This is a genomic window from Pseudomonas delhiensis, assembly GCF_900187975.1.
Lineage (GTDB): Bacteria > Pseudomonadota > Gammaproteobacteria > Pseudomonadales > Pseudomonadaceae > Pseudomonas > Pseudomonas delhiensis.
Map to the genome: position 1 here is coordinate 108,510 of NZ_FZPC01000016.1, position 26,258 is coordinate 134,767.

19 protein-coding genes are annotated in these 26,258 nt (G+C 69.8%); 12 read left to right on the forward strand and 7 right to left on the reverse strand.

Going from position 1 to position 26,258, the window contains the following annotated elements; translation table 11 throughout:
* Positions 1-129: 129 nt before the first annotated feature.
* The gene (locus tag CHC02_RS15855) at positions 130-1,227 is read right to left on the reverse strand and encodes a sigma-54 interaction domain-containing protein (RefSeq protein WP_089392419.1); all 1,098 of its coding nucleotides are present in this window, start codon (positions 1,225-1,227) and stop codon (positions 130-132) included.
* An 8-nt stretch (positions 1,228-1,235) separates the two neighbouring features.
* Entirely contained in the window at positions 1,236-2,423 is a 1,188-nt protein-coding gene (locus CHC02_RS15860; RefSeq protein ID WP_167364792.1) for an acyl-CoA dehydrogenase family protein, read from the reverse strand.
* Positions 2,424-2,953: 530 nt separating this feature from the next.
* Here CHC02_RS15860 and CHC02_RS15865 point away from each other — a divergent pair.
* From CHC02_RS15865 to CHC02_RS15885, 5 genes are all read left to right on the forward strand, one after another.
* The gene (locus tag CHC02_RS15865; protein WP_089392420.1) at positions 2,954-3,436 is read left to right on the forward strand and encodes a formate dehydrogenase subunit gamma; all 483 of its coding nucleotides are present in this window, start codon (positions 2,954-2,956) and stop codon (positions 3,434-3,436) included.
* On the forward strand, positions 3,430-4,992 hold the full coding sequence (locus CHC02_RS15870; RefSeq protein ID WP_089392421.1) for a formate dehydrogenase beta subunit: 1,563 nt from the start codon (positions 3,430-3,432) through the stop codon (positions 4,990-4,992). Before CHC02_RS15865 ends, CHC02_RS15870 begins: the two co-directional genes overlap by 7 nt.
* Entirely contained in the window at positions 4,989-7,868 is a 2,880-nt protein-coding gene (gene fdhF, locus CHC02_RS15875) for a formate dehydrogenase subunit alpha (RefSeq protein ID WP_089392422.1), read from the forward strand. The genes CHC02_RS15870 and fdhF overlap by 4 nt, the downstream gene beginning before the upstream one ends.
* Entirely contained in the window at positions 7,865-8,086 is a 222-nt protein-coding gene (locus CHC02_RS15880; RefSeq protein WP_089392423.1) for a formate dehydrogenase subunit delta, read from the forward strand. Before fdhF ends, CHC02_RS15880 begins: the two co-directional genes overlap by 4 nt.
* Positions 8,087-8,173: 87 nt before the next feature.
* On the forward strand, positions 8,174-8,572 hold the full coding sequence (locus tag CHC02_RS15885; protein WP_089392424.1) for a GFA family protein: 399 nt from the start codon (positions 8,174-8,176) through the stop codon (positions 8,570-8,572).
* 8 nt (positions 8,573-8,580) lie between these two features.
* On the opposite strand, the gene CHC02_RS15890 is transcribed toward CHC02_RS15885, so the two are convergent.
* Both CHC02_RS15890 and CHC02_RS15895 read right to left on the reverse strand, forming a co-directional pair.
* Positions 8,581-9,318 (reverse strand): class I SAM-dependent methyltransferase, encoded by a 738-nt coding sequence (locus tag CHC02_RS15890; protein WP_089392425.1) that lies wholly within the window; start codon positions 9,316-9,318, stop codon positions 8,581-8,583.
* Between the two features lie 116 nt (positions 9,319-9,434).
* Positions 9,435-10,178: an SDR family NAD(P)-dependent oxidoreductase gene (locus CHC02_RS15895; protein ID WP_089392426.1), complete on the reverse strand. Its 744-nt coding sequence runs from the start codon at positions 10,176-10,178 to the stop codon at positions 9,435-9,437.
* A 397-nt stretch (positions 10,179-10,575) separates the two neighbouring features.
* Between CHC02_RS15895 and CHC02_RS15900 the strand changes: the two genes are divergently transcribed.
* The 7 genes from CHC02_RS15900 to CHC02_RS15930 all read left to right on the forward strand — a co-directional run bounded on the left by CHC02_RS15900 (position 10,576) and on the right by CHC02_RS15930 (position 21,271).
* Positions 10,576-11,361 (forward strand): substrate-binding periplasmic protein, encoded by a 786-nt coding sequence (locus CHC02_RS15900; protein ID WP_089392427.1) that lies wholly within the window; start codon positions 10,576-10,578, stop codon positions 11,359-11,361.
* Positions 11,362-11,469: 108 nt separating this feature from the next.
* Complete coding sequence (locus tag CHC02_RS15905; RefSeq protein ID WP_089392428.1) at positions 11,470-13,761, forward strand: OsmC domain/YcaO domain-containing protein; 2,292 nt, start codon at positions 11,470-11,472, stop codon at positions 13,759-13,761.
* A gap of 455 nt (positions 13,762-14,216) precedes the next feature.
* Positions 14,217-16,241, forward strand: a complete 2,025-nt coding sequence (locus CHC02_RS15910) for a ribonucleoside triphosphate reductase (protein WP_089392429.1) — start codon at positions 14,217-14,219, stop codon at positions 16,239-16,241.
* Positions 16,242-16,287: 46 nt separating this feature from the next.
* On the forward strand, positions 16,288-16,434 hold the full coding sequence (gene nrdD / locus CHC02_RS30750) for an anaerobic ribonucleoside-triphosphate reductase (RefSeq protein ID WP_089392430.1): 147 nt from the start codon (positions 16,288-16,290) through the stop codon (positions 16,432-16,434).
* Positions 16,431-17,129 (forward strand): anaerobic ribonucleoside-triphosphate reductase activating protein, encoded by a 699-nt coding sequence (locus CHC02_RS15920; RefSeq protein ID WP_089392431.1) that lies wholly within the window; start codon positions 16,431-16,433, stop codon positions 17,127-17,129. The genes nrdD and CHC02_RS15920 overlap by 4 nt, the downstream gene beginning before the upstream one ends.
* A gap of 334 nt (positions 17,130-17,463) precedes the next feature.
* Entirely contained in the window at positions 17,464-19,794 is a 2,331-nt protein-coding gene (gene metE / locus CHC02_RS15925) for a 5-methyltetrahydropteroyltriglutamate--homocysteine S-methyltransferase (RefSeq protein ID WP_089392432.1), read from the forward strand.
* 265 nt (positions 19,795-20,059) lie between these two features.
* Positions 20,060-21,271, forward strand: a complete 1,212-nt coding sequence (locus CHC02_RS15930; RefSeq protein ID WP_089392433.1) for an MFS transporter — start codon at positions 20,060-20,062, stop codon at positions 21,269-21,271.
* Between the two features lie 42 nt (positions 21,272-21,313).
* Here the strand turns inward: CHC02_RS15930 and CHC02_RS15935 are convergent, their stop codons facing one another.
* From CHC02_RS15935 to CHC02_RS15945, 3 genes are all read right to left on the reverse strand, one after another.
* Positions 21,314-23,881: an excinuclease ABC subunit UvrA gene (locus CHC02_RS15935; RefSeq protein ID WP_089392434.1), complete on the reverse strand. Its 2,568-nt coding sequence runs from the start codon at positions 23,879-23,881 to the stop codon at positions 21,314-21,316.
* Between the two features lie 98 nt (positions 23,882-23,979).
* On the reverse strand, positions 23,980-24,558 hold the full coding sequence (gene gfa / locus CHC02_RS15940) for an S-(hydroxymethyl)glutathione synthase (protein ID WP_089392435.1): 579 nt from the start codon (positions 24,556-24,558) through the stop codon (positions 23,980-23,982).
* 514 nt (positions 24,559-25,072) lie between these two features.
* Positions 25,073-26,227, reverse strand: a complete 1,155-nt coding sequence (locus CHC02_RS15945) for a GGDEF domain-containing protein (RefSeq protein ID WP_089392436.1) — start codon at positions 26,225-26,227, stop codon at positions 25,073-25,075.
* Positions 26,228-26,258: the final 31 nt, after the last annotated feature.

Sequence of the window (26,258 nt, forward strand, 5' to 3'; positions counted from 1 at the left end):
CTCCCTTCAGGGAGAGGGTTAGGGAGAGGGGCGGAGTCAGCCCGATGCACCGGCACAACCGGGAAGCCCCATTCGCGAGCAAGCTCGCTCCTACGAAAAGCCGTGCTCGCCCGTCCGCCGCCGCCCGGCTCAGATCGATAGCCGCACGATCCGGCTGGCCAACGGCGCTGGCGTGCGGCGCTTGTTCACCACCAGTTCGCCGGCGGCGATCAGCCGTGCCCTGACGATGTTGCGGCTGAGCCCCAGCAGGTCGGAGGTGTGCACCTGGTTGGCATGGCAGAACTGGTAGGCCTCGCGCACCAGCAGGCTTTCCACCTGCTCGTGGACGTGACTGCGACGTTCGCTGAACAGGCGCAGGAAGGCGCGCTCCAGTTGCGCCTCCAGCGGCTCGTCGGCGGCGGCCCCGCCGTCCAGGCGCTCCGGGCGCAGCCCCGGCAGGCGCAGGTCGGCGGCCTCGATGCGTTCGTCCTGGCACACCAGCAGGGTGTGGTGGATGACGTTCTCCAGCTCGCGGATGTTGCCCGGCCAGTCGTATTCCGCCAGCTTTCGCGCCGCCGCGTCGGAGAGGCCCACCGTCTCGAAGCCGAGCCTGCGGCCGTAGGTGCCGATGAAGTGCCGCACCAGCGGCAGGATGTCGCCGCGCCGTTCGCGCAGCGCGGGCAGCTGCAGGGTGACGACGTTCAGGCGGTAGTACAGGTCCTCGCGGAAGTGCCCGGCGTTGATCGCCTTCTCCAGCTGCACGTTGGTGGCCGCCAGCACCCGCACGTCGATGGGGATGCCCTTGCGCGAGCCCAGGCGCACTACTTCGCGCTCCTGCAGCACGCGCAGCAGCTTGACCTGGATGGCCATGGGCAGGTCGCCGATCTCGTCGAGGAACAGGGTGCCGCCGTCGGCCGCCTCGAACCAGCCGGCCTTGGCGCCCAGGGCGCCGGTGAAGGCGCCCTTTTCATGGCCGAACAGCTCGGCCTCCACCAGGGATTCGGAGAAGGCGCCGCAGTTCACCGCGACGAAGGGCCGGTCGCGCCGGCCGCTGAGGTTGTGGATGTGGCGCGCGACCAGCTCCTTACCCGTGCCGGTCTCACCGATGATCAGGACGCTGGCCTCGCTGGGGGCGACCTGTTGCAGATGGGTGAGAAGCGCCCGCGATTTCGGGTCTTCGAAGACCTGTGCGGTTGCCCGGATCGAGGTGGCCAGTGTCGGGTTGGGTGGGAGGGTCAGCAGTTGCATGGGCTTCCTTACGAGTAGAACGTGGGCGAAGGTCGCTGCCGGTTGAGCGCCCAGGCGCCGAGCTCCTGGACACGGTAGTCGAGGGGGTCGTGCAGGCTCTGGGTGCGCAGGTTGCGCCAGTGCCGGTCGAGCCGCAGCGCGGCGTGGGTGGCGCGGGCGCCGGTGACTTCGAAGAGGCGGCTACAGAGCTCCAGGCCGACGCGGGTGGCAGCCACCTTGGCGGTGCCGATGGCGATGGCCAGCTCGGCGCGCTCCTCGGCGCCCAGGCGCTGCTCCTTGCGCCAGGCCGCGTCGAACTGCGCGGCGGCGCGCTCCACCAGCAGGCGCACACCTTCCAGGCCGACCCAGAAGTCGCCGTAGTGGCGCAGCACGTACGGGTCCCCGGTGATGCTTTCGGCGCTGGAACGGAACCAGGGCCGCGCTTCCTTGAGGGTGTAGCCGCGAAACTCCTCGAAGGCGCCCTCGGCGATGCCGAGGAACACGTGGGCGAAGATCAGCTGCGCCAGCAGCGGGCGCAGGCAGGCGAAGGGCGTGCTCAGCGGGCCCGGGTCCAGCAGCAGCTCGGACTGCTCCACCCGCACCCGTTCGAAGGTCACGCTGCCGCTGTCGGTCTGGCGCTGGCCCATGTTGTCCCAGTCGTCGTGCACGCCGATGCCGCTGCGTCCGCTGGGCAGCGCGGCGATCAGCAGCTTGCCGCCGGCGCCCTCGTCCACCGCCGAGGCGATCAGCATCTCCGAGTCGCTGGCGCCGGAACAGAAGCTCTTCTTGCCGGAGAACTCGCACCAGCCGTCGAACCACTTCACCTGGGTACGGGTGTCCAGCGGGTTCAGGGCATTGCCCCAGAACCAGTTCTTGCGTGCGGTCAACTCGAACCACGGCTGCCACTGCTCGGGGCGGGAGAACAGGCGCACGGTGGCCAGCATCAGGTGGTGGAAGCCGAACACGTGGGCCACGGAACTGTCGGCCCGGGCGAACTCGCGGACCACCTCGAGGGTCAGCGACCAGTCCGCGCCATGGCCGCCGAAGGTGCCGGGAATACTCAGGGCCAGCAGGCCGCTGCGGCGGATGGCGTCGCGCTCGGCCTTGGGCGTGCCGCCGCGCTCGTCGCGTTCGGCGGCGTTCTCGGCGAAGCCGGCGGCCAGCTGGCGGGCGATCTGCAGAGGATTGAGAATGCGGCTGGGCTGGTTGACGCTCACACGGTATCCCTCGTCGGTCGGGGCGGCCCTCACGCGGTCAGCGCCCCGGCAATGAACCTTCGGCCGCGGCCGCCATGGGCCCGACCGGCGAAATTGAACTGCACAGTGGAGCCGAGCAATAACCATTCCAGCGTCCGCCGGGCGGTTTCCCCGGCCTGGCGCGGGCCGCTTGTTGTTATCTGAGCAACAACTGTTGATTCACTGTTGCCCCGGCCCCTCCGCCGATCGGCAACCCCTGGCGCAGCGCATCGCTACCGGCTACACCCGCTTATAGGGACGGCGCGCGACGCAGCCGCGGCGACGCGCGCAGGTCGGTTTCAGGATGCGCCGGGTCGCTTGGGTGCAAACCCCGGGCGAGCAGAATGGCAAGCTTGCACGATGCCCCCGGACCGGTGCGTGAAGACGCCGGCCGGCGGCAGGGATGGCGACCGGATGGACCACGCAGCCGTGACGTGGACGGTACGCCGCAGCCGAAGACACCGGAGGCTTGCCGCCCAGGCAGGCCGGTCCGCGATGCCGAGGTACGCTGTATGCCTGATGAGACGCTTCACCTGCCGCTGATCCACGACGTGCTGGCGCGCGAGAAGGACGCCCCCGGCGCCCTGCTGCCGATCCTCCACGCCATCCAGGACGGCTGCGGGTACGTTCCCGACCTCGCCGTCGCGGAAATCGCCCATGCCCTCAACCTCAGCCAGGCCGAGGTGCGCGGGGTGATCAGCTTCTACCACGACTTCCGCACCACGCCGCCGGCGCGCCATACCCTGCGCCTGTGCCGCGCCGAATCCTGCCAGAGCATGGGCGCCGAGCGCCTGGCCGCGCAGTTGCGCGAACAGCTGGCGCTGGACGACCACGGCACCAGCGCCGACGGGCGCATCAGCCTGCGGCCGGTGTACTGCCTGGGCGCCTGCGCCTGCTCGCCGGCCCTGGAGCTGGATGGCCGGCTGCACGCCCGGCTCACCGCCGAGCGCCTGCGCGAGCTGGTGAGCGGCTGCGTGGAGGACGACCCATGCTGAGGCTCTGCGTCCCCCGCGACTCCGTGGCCCGCGCCGTGGGCGCGGAACAGGTGGCCGCCGCGCTGGCCCGCGAGGCCGAACGCCGGCAACTGCCGCTGGAGCTGCGCCGCACCAGCTCCCGCGGCCTGTACTGGCTGGAGCCGCTGGTCGAGCTGGAAGACGCCGACGGCCGCCGCCTGGGCTTCGGCCCGCTCGCCGAGCAGGACGTGCCCGGCCTGCTCGACGCCCTGGCCGCCGACCCCGCCGGCCACCCGCTGGCCCTGGGGCCGGTGGAGGACATCCCCTACCTGAAGAGCCAGCAGCGCCTGCTGTTCGCCCGCGCCGGCATCACCCGGCCGCTGTCCCTGGAGGACTACCGCGCCCAGGGCGGCTTCGCCGGCCTGGAACGGGCCATGGCGATGGACACCGCGGACGTGGTCGCCGCCGTGCTCGACTCCGGCCTGCGCGGCCGCGGCGGCGCGGCCTTCCCCGCCGGCATCAAGTGGCGCACCGTGCGCGAGGCGCCGGCCACGCAGAAATACGTGGTGTGCAACGCCGACGAGGGCGACTCCGGCACCTTCGCCGACCGCATGCTGATGGAGGGCGACCCCTTCCTGCTGGTCGAGGGCATGGCCATCGCCGGCCTCGCCGTGGGCGCCAGCCTGGGCTACATCTACGTGCGCTCGGAATACCCGGACGCCATCGCCACCCTCGACCAGGCCCTGGCCATCGCCCGCGCGGCCGGCTACCTGGGCGCCGACGTGCTCGGCAGCGGCCGCGCCTTCGACCTGCAGGTGCGGGTGGGCGCCGGCGCCTACATCTGCGGCGAGGAAACCGCCCTGCTCGACTCCCTGGAGGGCAAGCGCGGCGTGGTCCGCGCCAAGCCGCCGCTGCCGGCCCTGCAGGGCCTGTTCGGCCAGCCGACGCTGGTGCACAACGTGCTCACCCTGGCCTCGGTGCCGGTGATCCTGGCCCGCGGCGCTACCTTCTACCGCGACTTCGGCATGGGCCGTTCGCTGGGCACCATGCCCTTCCAGCTGGCCGGCAACGTGCGCCACGGCGGCCTGGTGGAACGCGCCTTCGGCCTGACCCTGCGCGAGCTGGTGGAAGGCTACGGCGGCGGCACCGCCAGCGGCCGGCCGCTGAAGGCGGCGCAGGTGGGCGGCCCGCTGGGCGCCTGGGTGCCGCCGGCGCAGTTCGACACGCCGCTGGACTACGAGGCCTTCGCCGCCATGGGCGCCATGCTCGGCCACGGCGGCGTGGTGGTGGCCGACGACAGCCTGGACATGGCGCGCATGGCCCGCTTCGCCCTGCAGTTCTGCGCCGAGGAATCCTGCGGCAAGTGCACGCCCTGCCGGCTCGGCTCCACCCGCGGCGTGGAGGTGGTGGACCGGCTGATCGCCGCCACCGACGTCACCGCCCGCGAGGAACAGGCGCGGCTGCTGACCGACCTCTGCGACACCATGCAATACGGCTCGCTCTGCGCCCTGGGCGGAATGACTTCCTACCCGGTGACCAGCGCCCTCAAGCACTTCCCCGCCGACTTCGGTCTGGCGACCACGGAGGCCGACCAGTGATCAACCTCTTCGACCCCTCCAGCGACATCGTCGACCTCGGCACCCCGCCCCGCGACAGCGAGGCGCAGGTCAGCCTGAGCATCGACGGCCGCGAGATCAGCGTGCCCGCCGGCACCTCGGTGATGCGCGCCGCGGCGCTGCTGGGCACCAGCATTCCCAAGCTCTGCGCCACCGACAGCCTGGAAGCCTTCGGCTCCTGCCGCATGTGCCTGGTGGAAATCGACGGCATGCGCGGCTACCCCGCCTCCTGCACCACGCCGGTGGCCGAGGGCATGGTGGTGCGCACGCAGACGCCGAAGCTGGCGACGCTGCGGCGCAACGTCATGGAGCTGTACATCTCCGACCACCCGCTGGACTGCCTGACCTGCCCGGCCAACGGCAACTGCGAGCTGCAGACGGTGGCCGGCCAGGTGGGCCTGCGCGAGGTGCGCTACGGCTACGCCGGGGCCAACCACCTGGACGAGGCCAAGGACGTCTCCAACCCCTACTTCGACTACGACCCGAGCAAGTGCATCGTCTGTAACCGCTGCGTGCGCGCCTGCGAGGAAATCCAGGGCACCTTCGCCCTGACCATCGCCGGCCGCGGCTTCGACTCGCGGGTGGCGGCGGCCGGCGGCGACGACTTCCTCGACTCCGAGTGCGTGTCCTGCGGCGCCTGCGTGCAGGCCTGCCCCACCGCCACGCTGATGGAGAAGAGCGTGGTGCAGCTGGGCCAGCCGGAGCGCAGCGTCATCACCACCTGCGCCTACTGCGGCGTGGGCTGCTCCTTCCGCGCCGAACTCAAGGGCGAGCAACTGGTGCGCATGGTCCCGGACAGGAACGGCCAGGCCAACCACGGCCACGCCTGCGTCAAGGGCCGCTTCGCCTGGGGCTACGCCACCCACCCCGAGCGCATCACCAAGCCGATGATCCGCCAGCGCATCAGCGACCCCTGGCAGGAAGTCAGCTGGGAAGAAGCGCTCGCCTACGCCGCCGGCGAATTCCGCCGCATCCAGCTCAAGTACGGGCGCGACTCCATCGGCGGCATCACCTCCAGCCGCTGCACCAACGAAGAGACCTACCTGGTGCAGAAGCTGGTGCGCGCCGCCTTCGGCAACAACAACGTCGACACCTGCGCGCGCGTCTGCCACTCGCCCACCGGCTACGGCCTGAAGCAGACCCTGGGCGAGTCCGCCGGCACCCAGAGCTTCGACTCGGTGATGCAGGCCGACGTCATCCTGGTGATGGGCGCCAACCCCACCGACGCCCACCCGGTGTTCGGCTCCCAGCTCAAGCGCCGCCTGCGCCAGGGCGCGCGGCTGATCGTCATCGACCCGCGGCGCATCGACCTGGTGGACTCGCCCCACGCCCGCGCCGAGCTGCACCTGCAGCTGCGCCCGGGCACCAACGTGGCCATGCTCAACGCCCTGGCCCACGTCATCGTCACCGAGGGCCTGGTCGACCAGGCCTTCGTCGAGGCGCGCTGCGAGGCGGCGGACTTCGCCCACTGGCGCGACTTCGTCAGCCAGCCGCAGAACGCCCCCGAGGTGCTCGGCCCGGTGTGCGGCGTGCCCGCCGGGCAGATCCGCGCCGCCGCGCGGCTCTACGCCACCGGCGGCAACGCGGCCATCTACTACGGTCTGGGCGTCACCGAGCACAGCCAGGGCAGCACCGCGGTGATGGGCATCGCCAACCTCGCCATGGCCACCGGCAACATCGGCCGCGAGGGCGTGGGGGTGAACCCGCTGCGCGGCCAGAACAACGTCCAGGGCTCCTGCGACATGGGCTCCTTCCCCCACGAGCTGCCCGGCTACCGGCACATCTCCAACGCCCAGGTGCGCAGCCAGTTCGAGCAGGCCTGGAACGTGACCCTGCAGCCCGAGCCGGGCCTGCGCATCCCCAACATGTTCGAGGCGGCCCTGGACGGCAGCTTCAAGGCGCTGTACTGCCAGGGCGAGGACATCGCCCAGAGCGACCCCAACACCCAGCACGTCACCGCCGCCCTGTCGGCCATGGAATGCGTGGTGGTGCAGGACATCTTCCTCAACGAGACGGCCAAGTTCGCCCACGTGTTCCTGCCGGGCAGCTCCTTCCTCGAGAAGGACGGCACCTTCACCAACGCCGAGCGGCGCATCTCGCGGGTGCGCAAGGTGATGGAGCCGCTGGGCGGCAAGGCCGACTGGGAAGCCACCATGGCGCTGTCCAACGCCCTGGGCTACCCGATGCACTACGGGCACCCGTCCGAGATCATGGACGAGATCGCCCGCCTGACGCCCACCTTCGCCCGCGTCAGCTACGCCGAGCTGGATCGCCACGGCAGCCTGCAGTGGCCGTGCAACGACGCCGCGCCCGACGGCACCCCGACCATGCACATCGAGCAGTTCGTGCGCGGCAAGGGGCGCTTCATGCTCACCGGCTACGTGCCCACCGACGAGAAGGTCAACAGCCGCTATCCGCTGCTGCTGACCACTGGGCGCATCCTCAGCCAGTACAACGTCGGCGCCCAGACGCGGCGCACCGGCAACGTCGCCTGGCACCCCGAGGACCGCCTGGAGATCCACCCCAGCGACGCCGAGGCCCGCGGCATCGCCGACGGCGACTGGGTCGGGGTGGGCAGCCGCTCCGGGCAGACGGTGCTGCGCGCCAAGGTCAGCGAGCGGGTGGCCCCGGGGGTGGTGTACACCACCTTCCACTTCCCGGAATCCGGCGCCAACGTGATCACCACCGACAACTCCGACTGGGCCACCAACTGCCCGGAATACAAGGTCACCGCGGTGGAAGTGGTGCACGTCTACCAGCCCTCCGAATGGCAGAAGCGCTACCAGGCCTTCAGCGACGAACAACGCCGCCTGCTGCGCGAACGCCGCCACGCCGAGAAAGCCGAGGTGCGCCGATGAGCATCGACAACCTGGTCAAGATGGCCAACCAGATCGGCCAGTACTTCGCCAGCGAGCCGGACCGCGAATTGGCCGTGAGCGGCGTGCGCCAGCACCTGCGCAGCTTCTGGACACCGGCCATGCGCCGCGAACTGGCGGCCTGGCTGGCGCAGCACCCGGAGGCCGACCTGCACCCGCTGGTGCAGGAAGCGCTGAAGGAACCGGCGGAAAGCGCCTAGCGGGCACGCCGGGGCCGGCCGGGCTATGATGCCGGGCCGGCCGGCGGTCCAACGCCAGGCCACCCACCGACTCCGGGATTTGCGAACATGAGCGACCCTCTCCACGGCAGTTGCCTCTGCGGCCACATCCGCTACCAACTGGCGACGCCGCCCAAGGCGGTCTCGCACTGCCACTGCAGCCAGTGCCGCAAGGGCCATGGCGCCGCCTTCGCCACCTACGGCAGCGTGCCGCGCAGCGCCCTGAGCCTGCAGGGCGCCGAGCAGCTGAAGACCTTCCACTCCACGCCCACGGTCAGCCGCCAGTTCTGCGGCCAGTGCGGCGCCACGCTGTTCTGGTCGGACAGCCAGGGCGACTACCCGGACTGGATCGCGGTGGCCCTGGGCACCCTGGACAGCGACTTCCGGCCGTCCAGCCAGAAGCACATCTACACCGCCTCCAAGGCGCCCTGGTACGACATCGACGACCGCTGGCCGCAGGAGCCCTGAGCGACGCGTTAATCACCCAGGCGCCGGGCGCCCACCAGCAGCAGCATCGGCCGCTCCAGCTCCTCGGCCAGCGCGGGCTGCGCCGCCAGCTGCTCCGCGCTGGGCGCGAACTCGTGCACCTCGCCAATGGCGAAGCCGTTGCCGATCAGCGTGTTGAGGGTGGTGGCCAGGGTGCGGTGGTACTTCAGCACGCCCTTGGCGAACCAGTCGGTGCGGCGCTCGCCCTCCAGCGCGTACTGGTTCACCGGCCAGGTCTTGCGGCCGCCCTGGTCCGCCAGCCAGCCGGCGTGCGCGGCGGCCATGTAGATCGGGTGCTCGATGCTGAACACCAGCTCGCCGCCCGGCACCAGGGCCCGCTGGAGCATGCGCACCAGGCGCGGGAAGTCGCGCAGGTAGTGGAAGGTCAGCGAGCTGTAGGCCAGCTCGAAGGCGGCCGCCGGCAGCTCCAGGGTCTCAAGGTCGGCCCGGCGATACTCGATGGCCGCGTCCGGCGTGTCGGCGCGGGCGCGCTCGATCATCCTCTCCGACAGGTCGATGCCCAGCACCGAGGCCGCGCCCTGCTCGCGCATCCAGCGCGCGGCCCAGCCGAAGCCGCAGCCCAGGTCCAGCACCCGCGCCCCGGCCAGCGCCGGCAGCATGGCGCGCAGTTGCGGCCACTCCGGCGCGCCGTCCAGGCCATGCACCTGGCGCGGCAGCCGGGTGTAGCCGGCGAAGAAATCGGGGTTGTCGTAGATGTTCTGCGCCATTGCGGGCTCCTGGGTGTACGTCGACCGGGCCATGCAGCCCTGGGCGGACATGCAAGCAGAGCGGCGGGCGCGGCACAAGCCCGCGGCCTGCGCCGCGAAGGCGGCGCAGGCAGGCTTCAGCGCAGGGTGTAGCCGTTGTCGACGACCAGGTCCTGGCCGTGGATGCCGCGGGCCCGCTCCGAGAGCATGAAGAGGACCGCATCGGCGACCGCCTCCGCCTCCAGGAAACGGCCATCCAGCAGGCGCACGCTGACGGTGGCGGCGACCTTGCCCAGGGCCTCGTCGTCCAGCCCCAGGGTGCCCCAGATCGGTGTCGCCGTGGGCCCGGGGGACACGATGTTGACACGGATGCCCTCGGCCGCCAGCTCCACCGCCAGGGTGCGGGCCCGGGCCTTGAGCGCCGACTTCGAGGCGATGTAGGCCGCCAGCCCCGGGAAGGTGACCTGGGACAGGAAGGTGCCGATGAACACCACCGAAGATGGCCGCGCCATCTGCCCGCGCAGGGCGGCCAGGGTGTTCAGCGCGCCGGCGCCGTTCACCGCCCACTGCCGCTGGAACGCCGCCTCGTCCAGGCCGTCGGCCAGTTGCGCGATGCCGGCGTTGGGCAGCAGGTAGTCCACCGGCCCCAGTTCCCGGGCCAGGTCCGCCAGGCATTGGAGATCATCGGCGCGGGTGACGTCGCCGCTCAGCCAGCACAGATGGCCGCCGGCCTCGTCGAGTTCGGCCGGCGGCACCTCGCGCCGGGCCATGGCCACTACCCTGGTGCCTTCGCGCAACAGCCGCCGGGCCACGGCCAGACCGATGCCCGAACCGGCACCGGTGATCACCGCCAGGGGGGACCTGGAATCATTGCTTGGCATGTACATGCTCCTGATGGTCTTCAGTGGGATGCGCCTGGCGCGTGGCGTTCCACACACCGGCGCCAGGAGCCGTCAACAACTTCCATGCCAGGGCTTAACCGTTTTATTATCAATAGCTTGAAATACAAAGGAGTCATCATGACTCGCCGCAAAGCGAGTGCTTTCGACTGCACACGAGGTACTTCGGACTGCATACCGGCCCGGACGCCTACGCCTTTTCGCCCTATTCCATCGGCATTCCGCAAGATGGCGGCAGAAAGCTATCCTTCAGATAATTCGTAAGGATTCTGCGACGTCTCCACCCCATGGAACGTCCGCCGACCGAATGCTCCGGGGCCTGCAGCGCCCCTCGGCAAGGGAGCCGCCGACCTCACCCCTTTCATCACCGGGAGCCGGTATGCCTTGCCAGCCCTTCACCAGGTTCGTCGCGTCCGCTCGCCGCTGGCTGGGCATCGGCCTGCTCGCGCTGACAGGCGCCGCCGGTGCTGACGAACACGCGCCGCTGCGGGTGATGACCGACTACTGGCCGCCCTTCCGCATCGAGGGCGCCGACGGCCGCATCAGCGGCCTGGACATGGACCTGCTGGCCGAGCTGGAAAGGCGCACCGGCCTGCGCTTCGAGGTGCACCGCGCGCCCTGGGCCCGCGGCCTGGCCGCCCTGCAGAGCGGCGCGGCGGACCTGATGACCGGCCTTGCGCGCACCCCGGAGCGCGAGCACTACATCGACTACCTGCCCCTGCCCTACTACTCCTGCGCGCCGCGCCTGTATGCCTCGCCGCAGGTGGCGCCGGCCATCGCCCGCTACGACGACCTGCTCGGCCCCACCATCGGCTACGTGCTGGAGTCCGCCTACTTCGAACCCTTCGACTCCGACAAGCGCCTGAAGAAGTTCGGCGTGAACAACGAGACGCAGCTGCTGCAGATGCTCGCCCTCGGCCGCCTGCAACTGGTGATAGGCACCGACTGCCAGGTGGACTACGAACTGCGCGACCCGCAGCTGGCCCGGCAGATCGTGCGCACCCGCTTCCAGCCGGACAGCCGCACCGACCTCTATCTCGGCTTCTCCCACCAGCGCCCGCTGACGGCCGAGCGCCAGCTGATCGAAGGCGCCCTGCGGCAGATGCTCGACGAGGGCTGGGTGCAACGGGCGGCCTGGCGCTACCAGGCGGCGAGCGGGAACTAGCGTTCCGGCCGAGGCCCTGGCGCGCCGGGCGGTTAAATGGGCGGATAGATTTGCGCAATGCTTATAATGGCGGGTTATTCATTTTATTTTTTGCCGTGGTAAACCCGCATGGAAATCAAGGTCAATTTTCTCGATAACCTTCGGCTCGAAGCCAGGTTCGACGACTTCACGGTGATAGCCGACCAGCCGATCCGCTACAAGGGCGACGGCTCCGCGCCGGGTCCGTTCGACTACTTCCTGGCTTCGTCGGCGCTGTGCGCGGCTTACTTCGTGAAACTCTACTGCCAGACGCGCAACATCCCCACCGACAACATCCGCCTGTCGCAGAACAACATCGTCGACCCGGAGAACCGCTACAAGCAGATCTTCAAGATCCAGGTGGAGCTGCCGGCGGACATCTCGGAAAAGGACCGCCAGGGCATCCTGCGCTCCATCGACCGCTGCACGGTGAAGAAGGTGGTGCAGACCGGGCCCGAGTTCGTCATCGAGGAAGTGGAGAACCTCGACGCCGATGCCCAGGCGCTGCTGATGCCCGGTGCCGACGCGGGCGCGCGCACCTGCATCCCGGGCAAGGACCTGCCGCTGGAGCAGACCATCGCCAACATGTCAGGCATCCTCGCCGGCCTGGGCATGAAGATCGAGATCGCCTCCTGGCGCAACATCGTGCCCAACGTCTGGTCGCTGCACATCCGCGATGCGCAGTCGCCGATGTGCTTCACCAACGGCAAGGGCGCGACCAAGGAAAGCGCGCTGGCCTCGGCCCTGGGCGAGTTCATCGAGCGCCTGAACTGCAACTTCTTCTACAACGACCAGTTCTGGGGCGAGGAGATCGCCAACGCGCCCTTCGTGCACTACCCCGACGAGCGCTGGTTCAGGCCCGGCCACAAGGACGCGCTGCCGGCGGAAATCCTCGATGCGCACTGCCTGGCCATCTACGATCCCGACGGCGAACTGCGCGGCTCGCACCTGTACGACACCAACTCCGGCAACGTGCGGCGCGGCATCTGCTCGCTGCCGTTCGTGCGCCAGTCCGACGGCAAGGTGGTGTACTTCCCGTCCAACCTGATCGAGAACCTCTACCTCAGCAACGGCATGAGCGCCGGCAACACCCTGGCCGAAGCGCAGGTGCAGTGCCTGTCGGAAATCTTCGAGCGCGCGGTGAAGCGCGAAATCCTCGAGAACGAACTGGCGCTGCCGGACGTGCCGCAGGAGGTGCTGGCGAAGTACCCGGGCATCCTGGCCGGCATCCGAGGCCTGGAGGAACAGGGCTTCCCGGTGCTGGTCAAGGATGCGTCCCTGGGCGGCCGGTTCCCGGTGATGTGCGTGACCTTGATGAACCCGCGCACCGGCGGCGTGTTCGCCTCGTTCGGCGCCCACCCCAGCCTGGAGGTGGCGCTGGAGCGCAGCCTGACCGAGCTGCTCCAGGGCCGCAGCTTCGAAGGCCTGAACGACCTGCCGCAGCCCACCTTCGAAAGCCAGGCGCTGACCGAGCCGAACAACTTCGTCGAGCACTTCATCGACTCCAGCGGCGTGGTGTCGTGGCGCTTCTTCAGCGCCCGGGCCGACTTCGCGTTCGTCGAATGGGACTTCTCCGGCCAGGGCAAGGAGTCCAACGCCGAGGAAGCCGCCACCCTGTTCGGCATCCTCGAAGACCTGGGCAAGGAAGTGTACATGGCGGTGTACGAGCACCTGGGGGCGACGGCCTGCCGCATCCTGGTGCCGGGCTACTCGGAAATCTACCCGGTGGAGGACCTGGTCTGGGACAACACCAACAAGGCGCTGGCGTTCCGCGAGGACATCCTCGACCTGCACCGCCTGGACGACGCCCGCCTCGAGGCGCTGCTCGACCGCCTGGAAGACTGCGAGGTGGACGACTACACCGACATCACCACCCTGATCGGCATCGAGTTCGACGACAACACGGTCTGGGGCCAGTTGACCATTCTCGAACTGAAACTGCTGATCCACCTCGCCCTGCAGCGCTTCGAAGACGCCAAGGAGCTGGTGGAGGCCTTCCTCCAGTACAACGACAACACGGTCGAGCGCGGCCTGTTCTACCAGGCCCTGAACGTGGTGCTGGAGGTGGTGCTGGACGACGAACTGGAAATCGCCGACTACGAGGCCAATTTCCGCCGCATGTTCGGCGACGAGCGGATGGACGCGGCGCTGGGTTCGGTGGACGGCAGCGTGCGCTTTTACGGCCTGACGCCGACCAGCATGAAGCTGGAGGGCCTCGACAGGCACCTGCGGCTGATCGACAGCTACCGGAAGCTTCACGCGGCGCGGGCCAGGCTGCAGCCCGTGGCGGATGCTGGCGCGAACGGCCCCGGCAGCGGCCTCAAGCCGCGGCGCCTGGCGATCCGCAAGCCGAATGCGGCGCGGGGCCGGCCGGCGGGTTGATCACGCCGGGCGTGGGTTGGCCCGCGGGTTCGATCGCGGACGGAGCCCTACGGATATGCCATGACCACCGGCAACCTGTAGGAGCGGGCCCTGCCCGCGATTCGCGCGCAGGGCGCGCTCCTACATGGGCACGGTGTGGTGGGGCAGCGCAGGAGCGGATCTCATCCGCGAATCGCGCCGGGCCATCCGGTTATCGCGGACAAGGTCCGCTCCTACAGTTCCAGGAAGCACGGGCGTAGGAGCGAACTCCGTCGCCGGAAACGGCGGATGGATATCCCCGCCGAAGCCGCCCTACGTAGGGCGCAGGGCCCGGTCGGTCAATACCTCCGATGGCCGGAACCGCCTGGCACCGAACATTGACCGAGGTCAATCCTTCCTCGGCCGACGCCGTTAGATTCCACAACATCTTGTTGTCTTGAAAATTCAAAACACATCATGTTGTGGAATCCAGCCAAATGACCCAGCCACGGAATGCCCCGTTTCCCGGCCGCCTGCGCAAGCGCAACGGCGCCGCCGTCCCCTTCGACCCGAGCAAGATCGAACGCGCCATCGCCGCCGCCGGCGAGGCCAGCGGCGAGTTCGCCGCGCCCCATGCGCAGGAACTGACGCGCCGCGTGCTGGCGCGCCTGCCGATGCAGGGCGAGCTGGACGTGGAGCAGGTGCAGGACCTGGTCGAGCGCAGCCTGATGGAGGCCGGCCACTACCCCACCGCGCGGGCCTACATCGTCTACCGCGAACGCCACGGCCGCCTGCGCCGCGAGCGCAAGACGCTGGTGGACGTCGCCGCCTCGATGAACGAATACCTCTCGCGGGAAGACTGGCGGGTGCGCGCCAACGCCAACCAGGGCTACTCCCTGGGCGGGCTGATCCTCAACGTCTCCGGCAAGGTCACCGCCAACTACTGGCTGGACGAGGTGTACGACGAAGCCATCGCCGCCGCCCACCGCGAAGCCGACCTGCACATCCACGACCTCGACATGCTGGCCGGCTACTGCGCCGGCTGGTCGCTGCGCACGCTGCTCAACGAGGGCCTCAACGGCGTGCCGGGGCGGGTCGAGGCCGGGCCGCCGAAGCACCTGTCCAGCGCCCTCGGGCAGATGGTGAATTTCCTCGGCACCCTGCAGAACGAGTGGGCTGGCGCCCAGGCGTTCAGCTCCTTCGACACCTACCTCGCCCCCTACGTGCGCAAGGACCGGCTGGGCTACGACGCGGTGCGCCAGGCCATCCAGGAGTTCATCTACAACCTCAACGTGCCGTCGCGCTGGGGCACCCAGACGCCCTTCACCAACCTGACCTTCGACTGGGTCTGCCCGGAGGACCTGCGCGAGCAGGTCCCCTACGTCGGCGGCGAGGAAATGCCCTTCGCCTATGGCGAGCTGCAGGCGGAGATGGACCTGATCAACCGCGCCTACATCGAGGTGATGCAGGCCGGCGACGCCCATGGCCGGGTGTTCACCTTCCCCATCCCCACCTACAACATCACCCACGACTTCCCCTGGGACAGCGACAACGCCACGCGCCTGTTCGAGATGACCGCGCGCTACGGCCTGCCGTACTTCCAGAACTTCCTCAACTCGGACATGCAGCCCAACCAGGTGCGCTCCATGTGCTGCCGCCTGCAGCTGGACGTGCGCGAGCTGCTCAAGCGCGGCAACGGCCTGTTCGGCTCGGCGGAACAGACTGGCTCGCTGGGCGTGGTGACGCTCAACTGCGCGCGCCTGGGCCATCGCCACCGCGGCGACCTCGCCGGGCTCTACCGCCAGCTGGACTACCTGCTGGCCCTGGCCTTCGACAGCCTGGAGGTGAAGCGCAAGGTCATCCAGCAGCACATGGACGCCGGCCTCTACCCCTACACCAAGCGCTACCTGGGCACCCTGCGCAACCACTTCTCCACCATCGGCGTGAACGGCCTGCACGAGATGGTGCGCAACTTCACCGACGACCGCGAGGGCCTGCACACCGAGGCCGGCCGGCAGATGGCGCTGGCGTTGCTGGACCACGTGCGGGCGCGGCTGGTGGGCTTCCAGGAAGACAGCGGCCACCTCTACAACCTGGAGGCGACGCCCGCCGAGGGCACCACCTACCGCTTCGCCCGCGAGGACCGCAAGCGCCACCCGGACATCCTCCAGGCCGGCACGCCGGATGCGCCCTACTACACCAACTCCTCGCAGCTGCCGGTGGGCCTCACCGACGACCCCTTCGAGGCGCTGGAACTGCAGGACGCCCTGCAATGCAAGTACACCGGCGGCACCGTGCTGCACCTGTACATGGCCGAGCGCATCTCCAGCGCCGAGGCCTGCAAGACCCTGGTGCGCAGCGCCCTCGGGCGCTTCCGCCTGCCCTACCTCACCGTCACGCCGACCTTCTCCATCTGCCCGGTGCACGGCTACCTCGCCGGCGAACACGAGTTCTGCCCCAGGTGCGACGAAGCCCTGCTGCAACAACGCGCCGCCAGTTGCTGCGGCAGCTGCGGCGGCTGAGCCGGCGGCCCTCCGCTTCACCAACCGCAAGAAAGGAGCTCTACCGATGAAAGCGAACCAACTGCCCGAAAGCCAGCGCCAGCGCTGCGAAGTCTGGACCCGCGTGATGGGCTACCACCGCCCGGTGTCGGCCTTCAACGCCGGCAAGCAGTCCGAGCACCGCGAGCGCCGCCACTTCCGCGAGACGCGATGAGCGCTACGCTCAGGGTCGGGGGCCTGGTGCCCCTGACCACCCTCGACTACCCTGGCCTGCTGGCCTGCGTGCTGTTCTGCCAGGGCTGCGCCTGGCGCTGCCGCTACTGCCACAACCCGCAGCTGATCCCGGCTCGCGGCGAGGCGCAGCTCCCCTGGGAAGACATCCTCGCCTTCCTCCGCCGGCGCCAGGGCCTGCTGCAGGCCGCGGTGTTCAGCGGCGGCGAAGCGACGCTGCAGGCCGCGCTGCCCGGGGCCATGGCCGCCGTCCGCGAACTGGGCTTTCACGTCGGCCTGCACAGCGCCGGCATCCAGCCGCGCGCCTTCGCCCGGGCGCTGCCGCACACGGACTGGGTGGGGTTCGACGTGAAGGCGCTGGCCGAGGACATGGACGCCATCACCGGCGTGCCCCGCAGCGGCCGCGCCAACTGGCGCAGCCTGGAACTGCTGCTGGAGAGTGGCGTGGACCACGAATGCCGGACCACGGTGCATTGGCAACTGTTCGACCTGGCGCGCCTCCGGCGCCTGGCCATGCGGCTGCGCGGGATGGGCGTGGAAAGCTTCGTGGTGCAGTTGGCCCGCAGTGGACGGCAGCTTGATCCGCAGCTCATTGCAACGCCGGCCCCGCAGGGCGCAGCGGCATTGTGGGGCGAGCTGGAAGCGCTGTTCCCGCGATTCGAATTGCGGGACGCCTAGCGGGTTCCTGCTCGCCAAGGGTGTTCGCCGGTTGCCGAAAATCGCGGACGGAGTCCGCTCCTACGGCTATCCCCATCCACGCCATTCCCCTGTAGGAGCGCGCCCTGCGCGCGAATCGCGGGCAGGGCCCGCTCCTACAGGGAGACTCGGCGCAAGAGGCCAAACTGTAGGAGCGGACTCATCCGCGATCCGGGGGGAAAGCCCGAGCGCCGAGGTAGATGACGAAGTTCAATCATGAGTAAAACTTGATTTCATCGTAAATAAATTGAGTTTGTCTCATGCATCGCCGATCCCGAAAATCCCTCCACTGGTTTTTCAATGGAGAGATTTACCCATGGCATTGGCCCACAACCTCGGCTTCCCGCGCATCGGCCGGGACCGCGAACTGAAGAAAGCCCTGGAGGCCTTCTGGAAGGGTGAACTGGACGAGGCCGGCCTGCGTGCCGTCGGCAAGCAGCTGCGCGCCGCCCACTGGCAGGTACAGAAGGACGCCGGCATCGAGCTGCTGCCGGTGGGCGACTTCGCCTGGTACGACCAGGTGCTGACCCACTCGCTGACCTTCGGCGTCATCCCCGAGCGCTTCCGTGGCCATGGCGATGCCAAGCCGACCCTGCAGACGCTCTTCGGCATGGCCCGTGGCGCCGTTGGAACGAAGAGCAGCGACAGCTGCTGCGGCGGTGCCCATGCCCAGCCCCTTCTCGCACAAGAGCTGACCAAGTGGTTCGACACCAACTACCACTACCTGGTCCCCGAATTCACTGCCGACCAGCGGTTCGAGCTGAGCTGGGAACAGCTGTTCGAAGAGGTCGATGAGGCCAAGGCCCTGGGCCACAATGTGAAGCCCGTGCTGATCGGCCCGCTGACCTACCTCTGGCTGGGCAAGGCCAAAGGCTCCGCTTTCGACAAGCTCGACCTGCTGGAGCGCCTGCTGCCGCTCTACGGCCAGATCTTCCGCCGCCTGGCCGCCCAGGGCGTGGAATGGGTGCAGATCGACGAGCCGATCCTGGTGCTCGACCTGCCGCAGGACTGGAAGAACGCCTTCGAGCGCGCCTACAACCTGCTGCAGAGCGAGCCGCTGAAGAAACTGGTCGCCACCTACTTCGGCGGCCTGGAAGACAACCTCGGCCTGGCCGCCGGCCTGCCGGTGGACGGCCTGCACATCGACCTGGTGCGCGCCCCGGAACAGTACCCGAGCATCCTCGACCGCCTGCCGGCCTACAAGGTCGTGTCCCTGGGCCTGGTCAACGGCCGCAACGTCTGGCGCTGCGACCTGGAGAAGGCCCTGGACGTCGTGCGCCACGCCCAGGAACGCCTCGGCGAGCGCCTGTGGCTCGCACCGTCCTGCTCGCTGCTGCACAGCCCGGTCGACCTGGAACGCGAAGACCAGCTCGACGCCGAGCTGAAGAGCTGGCTGGCCTTCGCCGTGCAGAAGTGCGCCGAAGTGGCCGTGCTGGCCCGCGCCGCCACCGAGCCGCAGGCCACCGACGTCGTTGCCGCCCTGGAACGAAGCCGCGCCGTGCAGGCCAGCCGCGCCGCCTCGCCGCGCATCCACAAGCCGGCCGTGCAGGCCCGCCTGGCCGCCATCGAGCCGAGCGATGCCCAGCGCCACTCCCCGTTCGCCGAGCGCATCGCCAAGCAGCGCGCCGGCCTCGACCTGCCGGCATTCCCCACCACCACCATCGGTTCCTTCCCGCAGACCTCGGCCATCCGCCTGGCGCGCCAGTCGTTCAGGCAGGGCAAGCTGAGCCAGGCCGAGTACACCGAGGCCATGCACAGCGAGATCCGCCATGCCGTGCAGATCCAGGAGAACCTGGGCCTGGACGTGCTGGTGCACGGCGAGGCCGAGCGCAACGACATGGTCGAGTACTTCGCCGAGCAGCTCGACGGCTACGCCTTCACCCGCTTCGGCTGGGTGCAGAGCTACGGTTCGCGCTGCGTGAAACCGGCGGTGATCTATGGCGACCTGAGCCGCCCGAAGGCCATGACCGTGGAGTGGATCACCTACGCCCAGAGCCTGACCGACAAGGTGATGAAAGGCATGCTGACCGGCCCGGTGACCATGCTGATGTGGTCCTTCCCGCGCGAGGACGTGCCCCGCGAGGTGCAGGCGCGCCAGCTGGCGCTGGCCATCCGCGACGAAGTGGTCGACCTGGAAGCGGCCGGCATCAGGATCGTGCAGATCGACGAGGCGGCCTTCCGCGAAGGCCTGCCGCTGCGCAGGAGCGCCTGGGCACCCTACCTGGAGTGGGCCACCGAGGCCTTCCGCCTGTGCGCCTCGGGCGTGCGCGACGAAACCCAGATCCACACCCACATGTGCTACAGCGAGTTCAACGACGTGATCGAATCCATCGCCGCCATGGACGCCGACGTCATCACCATCGAGACCTCGCGGTCGGACATGGAGCTGCTGGAGGCCTTCGAGAAGTTCGACTACCCGAACGAGATCGGCCCGGGCGTCTACGACATCCACTCGCCGCGGGTGCCGAGCCGGGAAGAGATGGTCAAGCTGCTGCGCAAGGCGGCCCAGCGCATCCCCGCCGAGCGCCTGTGGGTGAACCCGGACTGCGGCCTGAAGACCCGCGCCTGGCCGGAGACCGAGGCCGCGCTGGTGAACATGGTGGCGGCGGCCCGCGAGCTGCGCAACGACCTCGCCGCCCTGGCCTGAGCGGCCGGCGATGATGGAACGGGACGCCTGGCGTCCCGTTTCGCCTTGTGGCCCGCGCAAGGCGGGCCTCGATGCCCGGTGCGGGGGCCTGGCCACGGCCAAGCGCTCCCGCCCAGGGCCTTCCCGGTGCGAATTGCCCGTTTCTCGATACCCGACGTCCGAAACTCGCAAGACGGGCGGCCCGGCACTGCCTAGGATAGGACCCCGCCAATCAATAACGATGGCCGCGCCCGCGCGCCGGCCGCACCTTGCTGCCCGGAGTACCATGTCCACTATCGCCGCCCCCACGGCTGCCGCTTCCGTCGCCAGCCAAGCAAGCCCCCTGGTCATGCGCGTGATCGGCGCCTGCGCCCTGGCCCACCTGATCAACGACCTGATCCAGGCCGTTCTGCCGTCGATCTACCCGGTGCTCAAGGCCAACTACGGGCTGAGCTTCACCCAGGTCGGCCTGATCACCCTGACCTTCCAGCTGACCGCCTCGCTGCTGCAGCCCTGGGTGGGCTACCACACCGACCGCCATCCCAAGCCCTGGCTGGCGCCGGCGGGCAGCGTCTGCACCCTGGTCGGCATCCTCCTGCTGGCCTTCGTCGGCAGCTTCCCGGCGATCCTCCTGGCCTCGGCGCTGGTGGGCATAGGCTCCTCGACCTTCCACCCGGAAACCTCGCGCATCGCGCGCCTGGCCTCGGGCGGGCGCTATGGACTGGCGCAATCCAGCTTCCAGGTCGGCGGCAACGCCGGCAGCGCCTTCGGCCCGCTGCTGGCCGCGGCCATCATCGTGCCCTACGGCCAGGGCAACGTGGCCTGGTTCGGCCTGTTCGCGGTCTTCGCCATCGGCGTGCTCTACGGCCTCAGCCGCTGGTACCGCAACCACCTGAACCTGTTCAGGCTCAAGCAGGGCAGCAAGGCCACCCACGGCCTGTCCAGGGGCCGGGTGAACGCCGCGCTGGTGGTGCTGGCGCTGCTGGTGTTCTCCAAGTACTTCTACATGGCCAGCTTCACCAGCTACTTCACCTTCTACCTGATCGAGAAGTTCCACCTCTCGGTGGCCAGCTCGCAGCTGTACCTGTTCCTGTTCCTCGGCGCCGTGGCCGCCGGCACCTTCTTCGGCGGCCCGGTGGGCGACAGGATCGGGCGCAAGGCGGTGATCTGGTTCTCCATCCTCGGCGTGGCCCCCTTCACCCTGGCCCTGCCCTACGTCGACCTGTTCTGGACCGGCGTGCTGAGCATGGTCATCGGCTTCGTCCTCGCCTCGGCGTTCTCCGCCATCGTGGTCTTCGCCCAGGAACTGGTGCCCGGCAACGTCGGCATGATCGCCGGGGTGTTCTTCGGCCTGATGTTCGGCTTCGGCGGCATCGGCGCCGCCCTGCTCGGCCACCTGGCCGACATCCACGGCATCGAGTACGTGTACAAGCTGTGCTCCTACCTGCCGCTGCTGGGCTGCCTGACCATCCTGCTGCCGTCTACCAAACGGGCCTGACCGGCCCCGGGCGCTCGCACGAGCGCCTGTCGCCATCCGCCCTCAGCGCTTGCCGCGGCGCGGGCGCGGCGCGTGGCGGGCCAGTTCCGCGGCGAGGTAGGGCGCGGTCCGGCTGCCCTTCGCCTTCGCCAGTTGCCGCGGGGTGCCGCAGGCCACCAGGCGGCCGCCGGCCTGGCCGGCGCCCGGGCCCACGTCCATCACCCAGTCGGCCTGGGCCACCACGCGCATGTCGTGCTCGATCATCACCACGCTGTTGCCGGCGTCGGCCAGCCGCTGCAACTGCACCATCAGGCGGTCGGCATCCGCCACGTGCAGGCCGGTGGTGGGCTCGTCCAGCACGTACAGGGTGCGGCCGCGCTGGCTGCGCTGCAGCTCGGTGGCCAGCTTGATGCGCTGCGCCTCGCCGCCGGACAGCTCGGTGGCCGGCTGGCCCAGGCGCAGGTAGCCCAGGCCGATCTCGCGCAGCAGGCGCAGCGGGCGCGCCACCGCTTCCTCGGCGGCGAAGAAGTCGCAGGCCTCCTCCACCGTCATGCGCAGCACCTCGGCGATGTTGCGCCCGTTCCAGCGCACCTGCAGCGTGGCCTCGTTGTAGCGGGCGCCGTGGCAGGTGGGGCATGGCGCGTAGACGCTGGGCATGAACAACAGCTCCACGCTGACGAAGCCCTCGCCCTCGCAGGTGTCGCAGCGCCCCTTGGCCACGTTGAACGAGAAGCGCCCGGCGTCGTAGCGGCGGCGGCGCGCGTCGGGGGTGGCGGCGAACAGCTTGCGCACGTGGTCGAACAGGCCGGTGTAGGTGGCCAGGTTGGAGCGCGGCGTGCGGCCGATGGGCTTCTGGTCCACCTGCACCACGCGCTGCACGGCGTCGACATCGCCGGCCAGGTGGCCGCCGGTGCTTTCGAGGATCGCCGGGCCCTCGTCGCCGCCCTGGGCGGCATCGTCCTCGGGCTCGTGCCCCAGGTGCGCCAGCATCAGCTCGGGCAGCGCCTGGGCGATGAGGCTGGACTTGCCCGAACCGGAGATGCCGGTGACCGCGGTGAGCACGCCCAGCGGGATGCGCGCGTCCACCCCGCGCAGGTTGTGCCTGTGGATGCCGCGCAGCTCCAGCCAGCCGGCGGCCTCGCGCCCGCGGCTGGGCGGCGCGGGCAGCTCGTCGAACAGGTAGCGGGCGGTGTGCGACTGCGCCACCTCGCGCAGGCCGGCCGGCGCGCCGCTGTAGAGCACCCGGCCGCCACGCTCCCCGGCGTCGGGCCCGACGTCCACCAGCCATTGCGCGCGGCGCATCAGCTCCAGGTCGTGCTCCACCACGAACACCGAGTTGCCCGCGTCGCGCAGCTTGTCCAGGGCATCGTACAGGGCCTGGCTGTCGGAGGGGTGCAGCCCGGCCGAGGGCTCGTCGAGCACGTAGACCACGCCGAACAGCATGGAGCTCAGCTGCGTGGCCAGGCGCAGGCGCTGCAGTTCCCCGGTGGACAGCGTCGGCGTGGCGCGGTCCAGGCTCAGGTAGCCCAGGCCCAGCTGCTGCAGGGTGCGCAGCCGCGCCACCACGCCCTCGGCCAGGCGCCGCGCCGCCAGCTGCTTCTCCTCCGAGAGCGCGCCGCCGGGCCGGGCGCGGAAGTCGCCCCGGGCGATGGGCTCCAGCAGCGCCGCCACCTGGTCCAGCGGCATCTGCGCCAGCGCGCCTATGTCCACCCCGCCGAAGGTCACCGCCAGCGCCTCGGCCTTGAGCCGCTTGCCGCCGCAGGCCGGGCACGGCCGGCCTTCCATGAAGCGCGATACGCGCCTTCTCATCAGGGCGCTCTGGGTGCTGGCGAAGGTGTGCAGCACGTAGCGCCGCGCACCGGTGAAGGTACCCATGTAGCTGGGCTCCAGCTTGCGCTTGAGCGCCGCGCGGGTCTCGGCGGGGGTGAAGCCGGCGTACACCGGCGCCGTCGGCGTTTCCTCGGTGAACAGGATCCAGTCGCGGTCCTTCTTCGGCAGGTCGCGCCAGGGGCGGTCGACGTCGTAGCCCAGGGTGACCAGGATGTCGCGCAGGTTCTGCCCGTGCCAGGCCGGCGGCCAGGCGGCGATGGCCCGGTCGCGGATGCTCAGCGACGGGTCCGGCACCATCAGCGCCTCGGTCACCTCGTACACGTGGCCCAGGCCATGGCAGGCCGGGCAGGCGCCCTGCGGCGTGTTCGGCGAGAAGTCCTCGGCGTACAGCAGCGGCTGGCCCGCCGGGTAGGTGCCGGCGCGCGAGTACATCATCCGCACCAGGCTGGACAGGGTGGTCACGCTGCCCACCGAGGAGCGCGCGTTGCTGGCGCCGCGCTGCTGCTGCAACGCCACCGCCGGCGGCAGGCCGTCGATGGCGTCGACGTCCGGCACGCCCACCTGGTCGATCAGCCGCCGGGCATAGGGCGCCACCGACTCGAAGTAGCGCCGCTGCGCCTCGGCATAGAGGGTGCCGAACGCCAGCGAGGACTTGCCGGAACCCGATACGCCGGAGAACACCACCAGCGCATCGCGCGGGATGGCGACATCCACGTCCTTGAGGTTGTGCTCGCGCGCGCCGCGCACTTCGACGAAACCGCTGGCGCCGGGGGCGCAAACGGAGGGCTTGCTGTGGGGCATGGGGACGGACTCGGTGCTCTGTTGCCCGGCAGTATGCCTGACGAGGCCCGCGCTATCCGAGAGCCTCGATCGGGTGGGTGGGCTCCGCCCCGCCGCCGTCAAGCCTCGCGGTAGGTACCCTTCTGCTTGGCGGCGTGGGTGGCCAGCGCGTCCATCAGCGGCGGCGACAGGCAGTCATAGGGTTCCAGGTTCAGTTCGCGCAGGCGCCGGCGGATCGCCTCCATCTGCGCCGGCGGGGTGCCGCTCTCGATCACCGAGGAGACGAACGCGGCGAAGCCCGGCGCCGACCAGCCCTCCTGCGGGGACAGCTCGGTGTGTACGAAGTCCAGGCCGTAGAAGGCATGTCCCTGGTTCTCTATGCGGCCGAACAGGTGCGCGCCGCACTCGCGGCAGGCATGGCGCTGGATGACGGCGCTCTCGTCGACGATGTGCAGCTTCTCGGGGTGGGCGCGCACGCTGACCTTGTCCCGCGGCACCACCGCGACCACCGAGAAGGTCGCCCCCGCGGGCTTCCAGCACTTGGTGCAGCCGCAGGCGTGGTTGTGCAGCGTCTGGGCGCCGACCGCGACTTCCACCTTGTCGGTCGCGCACAGGCATTGCAGGGTGCCGCCGGCGAAACCGGGCTGTTCCGGGCGGATACCGTTGTCCAGCGAGGGGTGAATGTGAATCGCGCTCATGGGGTTGACCTCCTGGCGTTCGCGCCGGCGGGCCGGCACCGCGACATGCCGTGCCGCGAAGCCCTGCCGGTCGGGATGGGTGGCTCGTGGCCCGGACGGGCCATCGGTGGATTGTCCCGCCAAACGCGCGGCTCCGGTGGCGGGCCGGACATCCGGTAGGGGCATCTCCAATCGCGGACAGAGTCCTTACGACAGTGCCCGACCGTAGGGCGAATAACCGTTCGCGGTTATCCGCCGTTGGCCGTGCTACCGGGGCGTCCGGCGTGGCCGGTGAATCCAATCGCGGACGGAGTCCGCTCCTGCGACGGTGCTTCCTGGAGCTGTAGGAGCGGGCCCTGCCCGCGATTCGCGCGCAGGGCGCGCTCCTACAGGGGAATGGCATGGCTCGGCCCGCGTAGGAGCGGACTCTGTCCGCGATTTGGCGGATAACGCCGTAGGCGTTATGCGCCCTACGACCTATCGCGAACGCGGAAACCCAGGGTTCGCGAGCCAGAGCTAGGCGCCCCCCTCGCTCCTACGAAAAGCTGCGGTCCACCAGGCGGATGCTGTCGCGCCCGCCGCGCTTGGATTCGTAGAGCGCGGCGTCGCCCTGCTCGATCAGCGCCGCCAGGCTCGCCGGCGGCTGGTCGAACAGGCTGGCGCCGATGCTCAGGGTCACCGCCGCAGGGGTGGCGAAGGCCTGCTCGGCGGCCTTGTGGAACTGCTCGCGCAGCGCGCCGCCCAGCGCCACGACGCGCTCGGGGGTCACGTCGCTCAGCAGGATGACGAACTCGTCGCCGCCCAGCCGGGCCGCGAGCGCGCCCTCGGGCAGCAGCGAGCGGATCATCTCGCTCAGCGTCACCAGCAGCCGGTCGCCGGCGATGTGGCCGTGCAGGTCGTTGACCAGCTTGAAGTTGTCGATGTCGATCAGCAGCAGGGCGCCCGGCCGCACGCTGGAGACTTCCTCCAGCAGCCGCGGGGCGCGCACTTCGAGGGCGCGGCGGTTGTACAGGGCGGTCAGCGGGTCGCGGGCGGCCAGCCGGGCCATGCGCTTCTCGCGGCGGTAGCGCTCGGTGCCGGTCATCGACAGCGCGATCAGCATGATCGCCATCGCCCCCTCCACCAGCGAGACCTGGATGATCTCGCCGCGCAAGGCCGTGAGGTCGATCAGCGTGCCCGGCAGCACCGCCGTCAGCGCCTTGGCCAGGTAGAACAGCCCGTGCACCAGCAGCACGTAGCGCAGCTGCACCGCGCCCACGCTCAGCGACTTGCCATGGGGCCGCAGCAGCGCGCTGGCGCGCAGCGTCGGCAACGCCACCAGCAGCGAGTTGGCCAGCAGCATCACCTTCGACCAGGCCTGCCCGTCCGGCAGCAGCAACATGCCCGCCCAGGCGACGAAGATCAGGTACCAGGCGCGGGACAGGCGCGCCTCGGTGAAGCGCGCGACGCCCAGCAGGAACAGCCAGTGGGCGGTGACCAGCAGGCCGTTGGCGAACCAGATGCCGATGAGCGGGAAGCCGCGCATGCGCAGCAGGGCGAGGGTCGAGCCGACGGTGATGATGGCGAAGCCCGCGCTCCAGGACAGCAGCGAGGGTTCGCGAACGCCGTGCCACTCGATCGCCAGGTACAGCGCGGCCGCCGCTGCCAGGGCGATCGAGAGGGTCAACATCGTGGGAGGATCGAGCGCCATGACTTCTGAACGGGGCTGCCTAGCGGTGGGG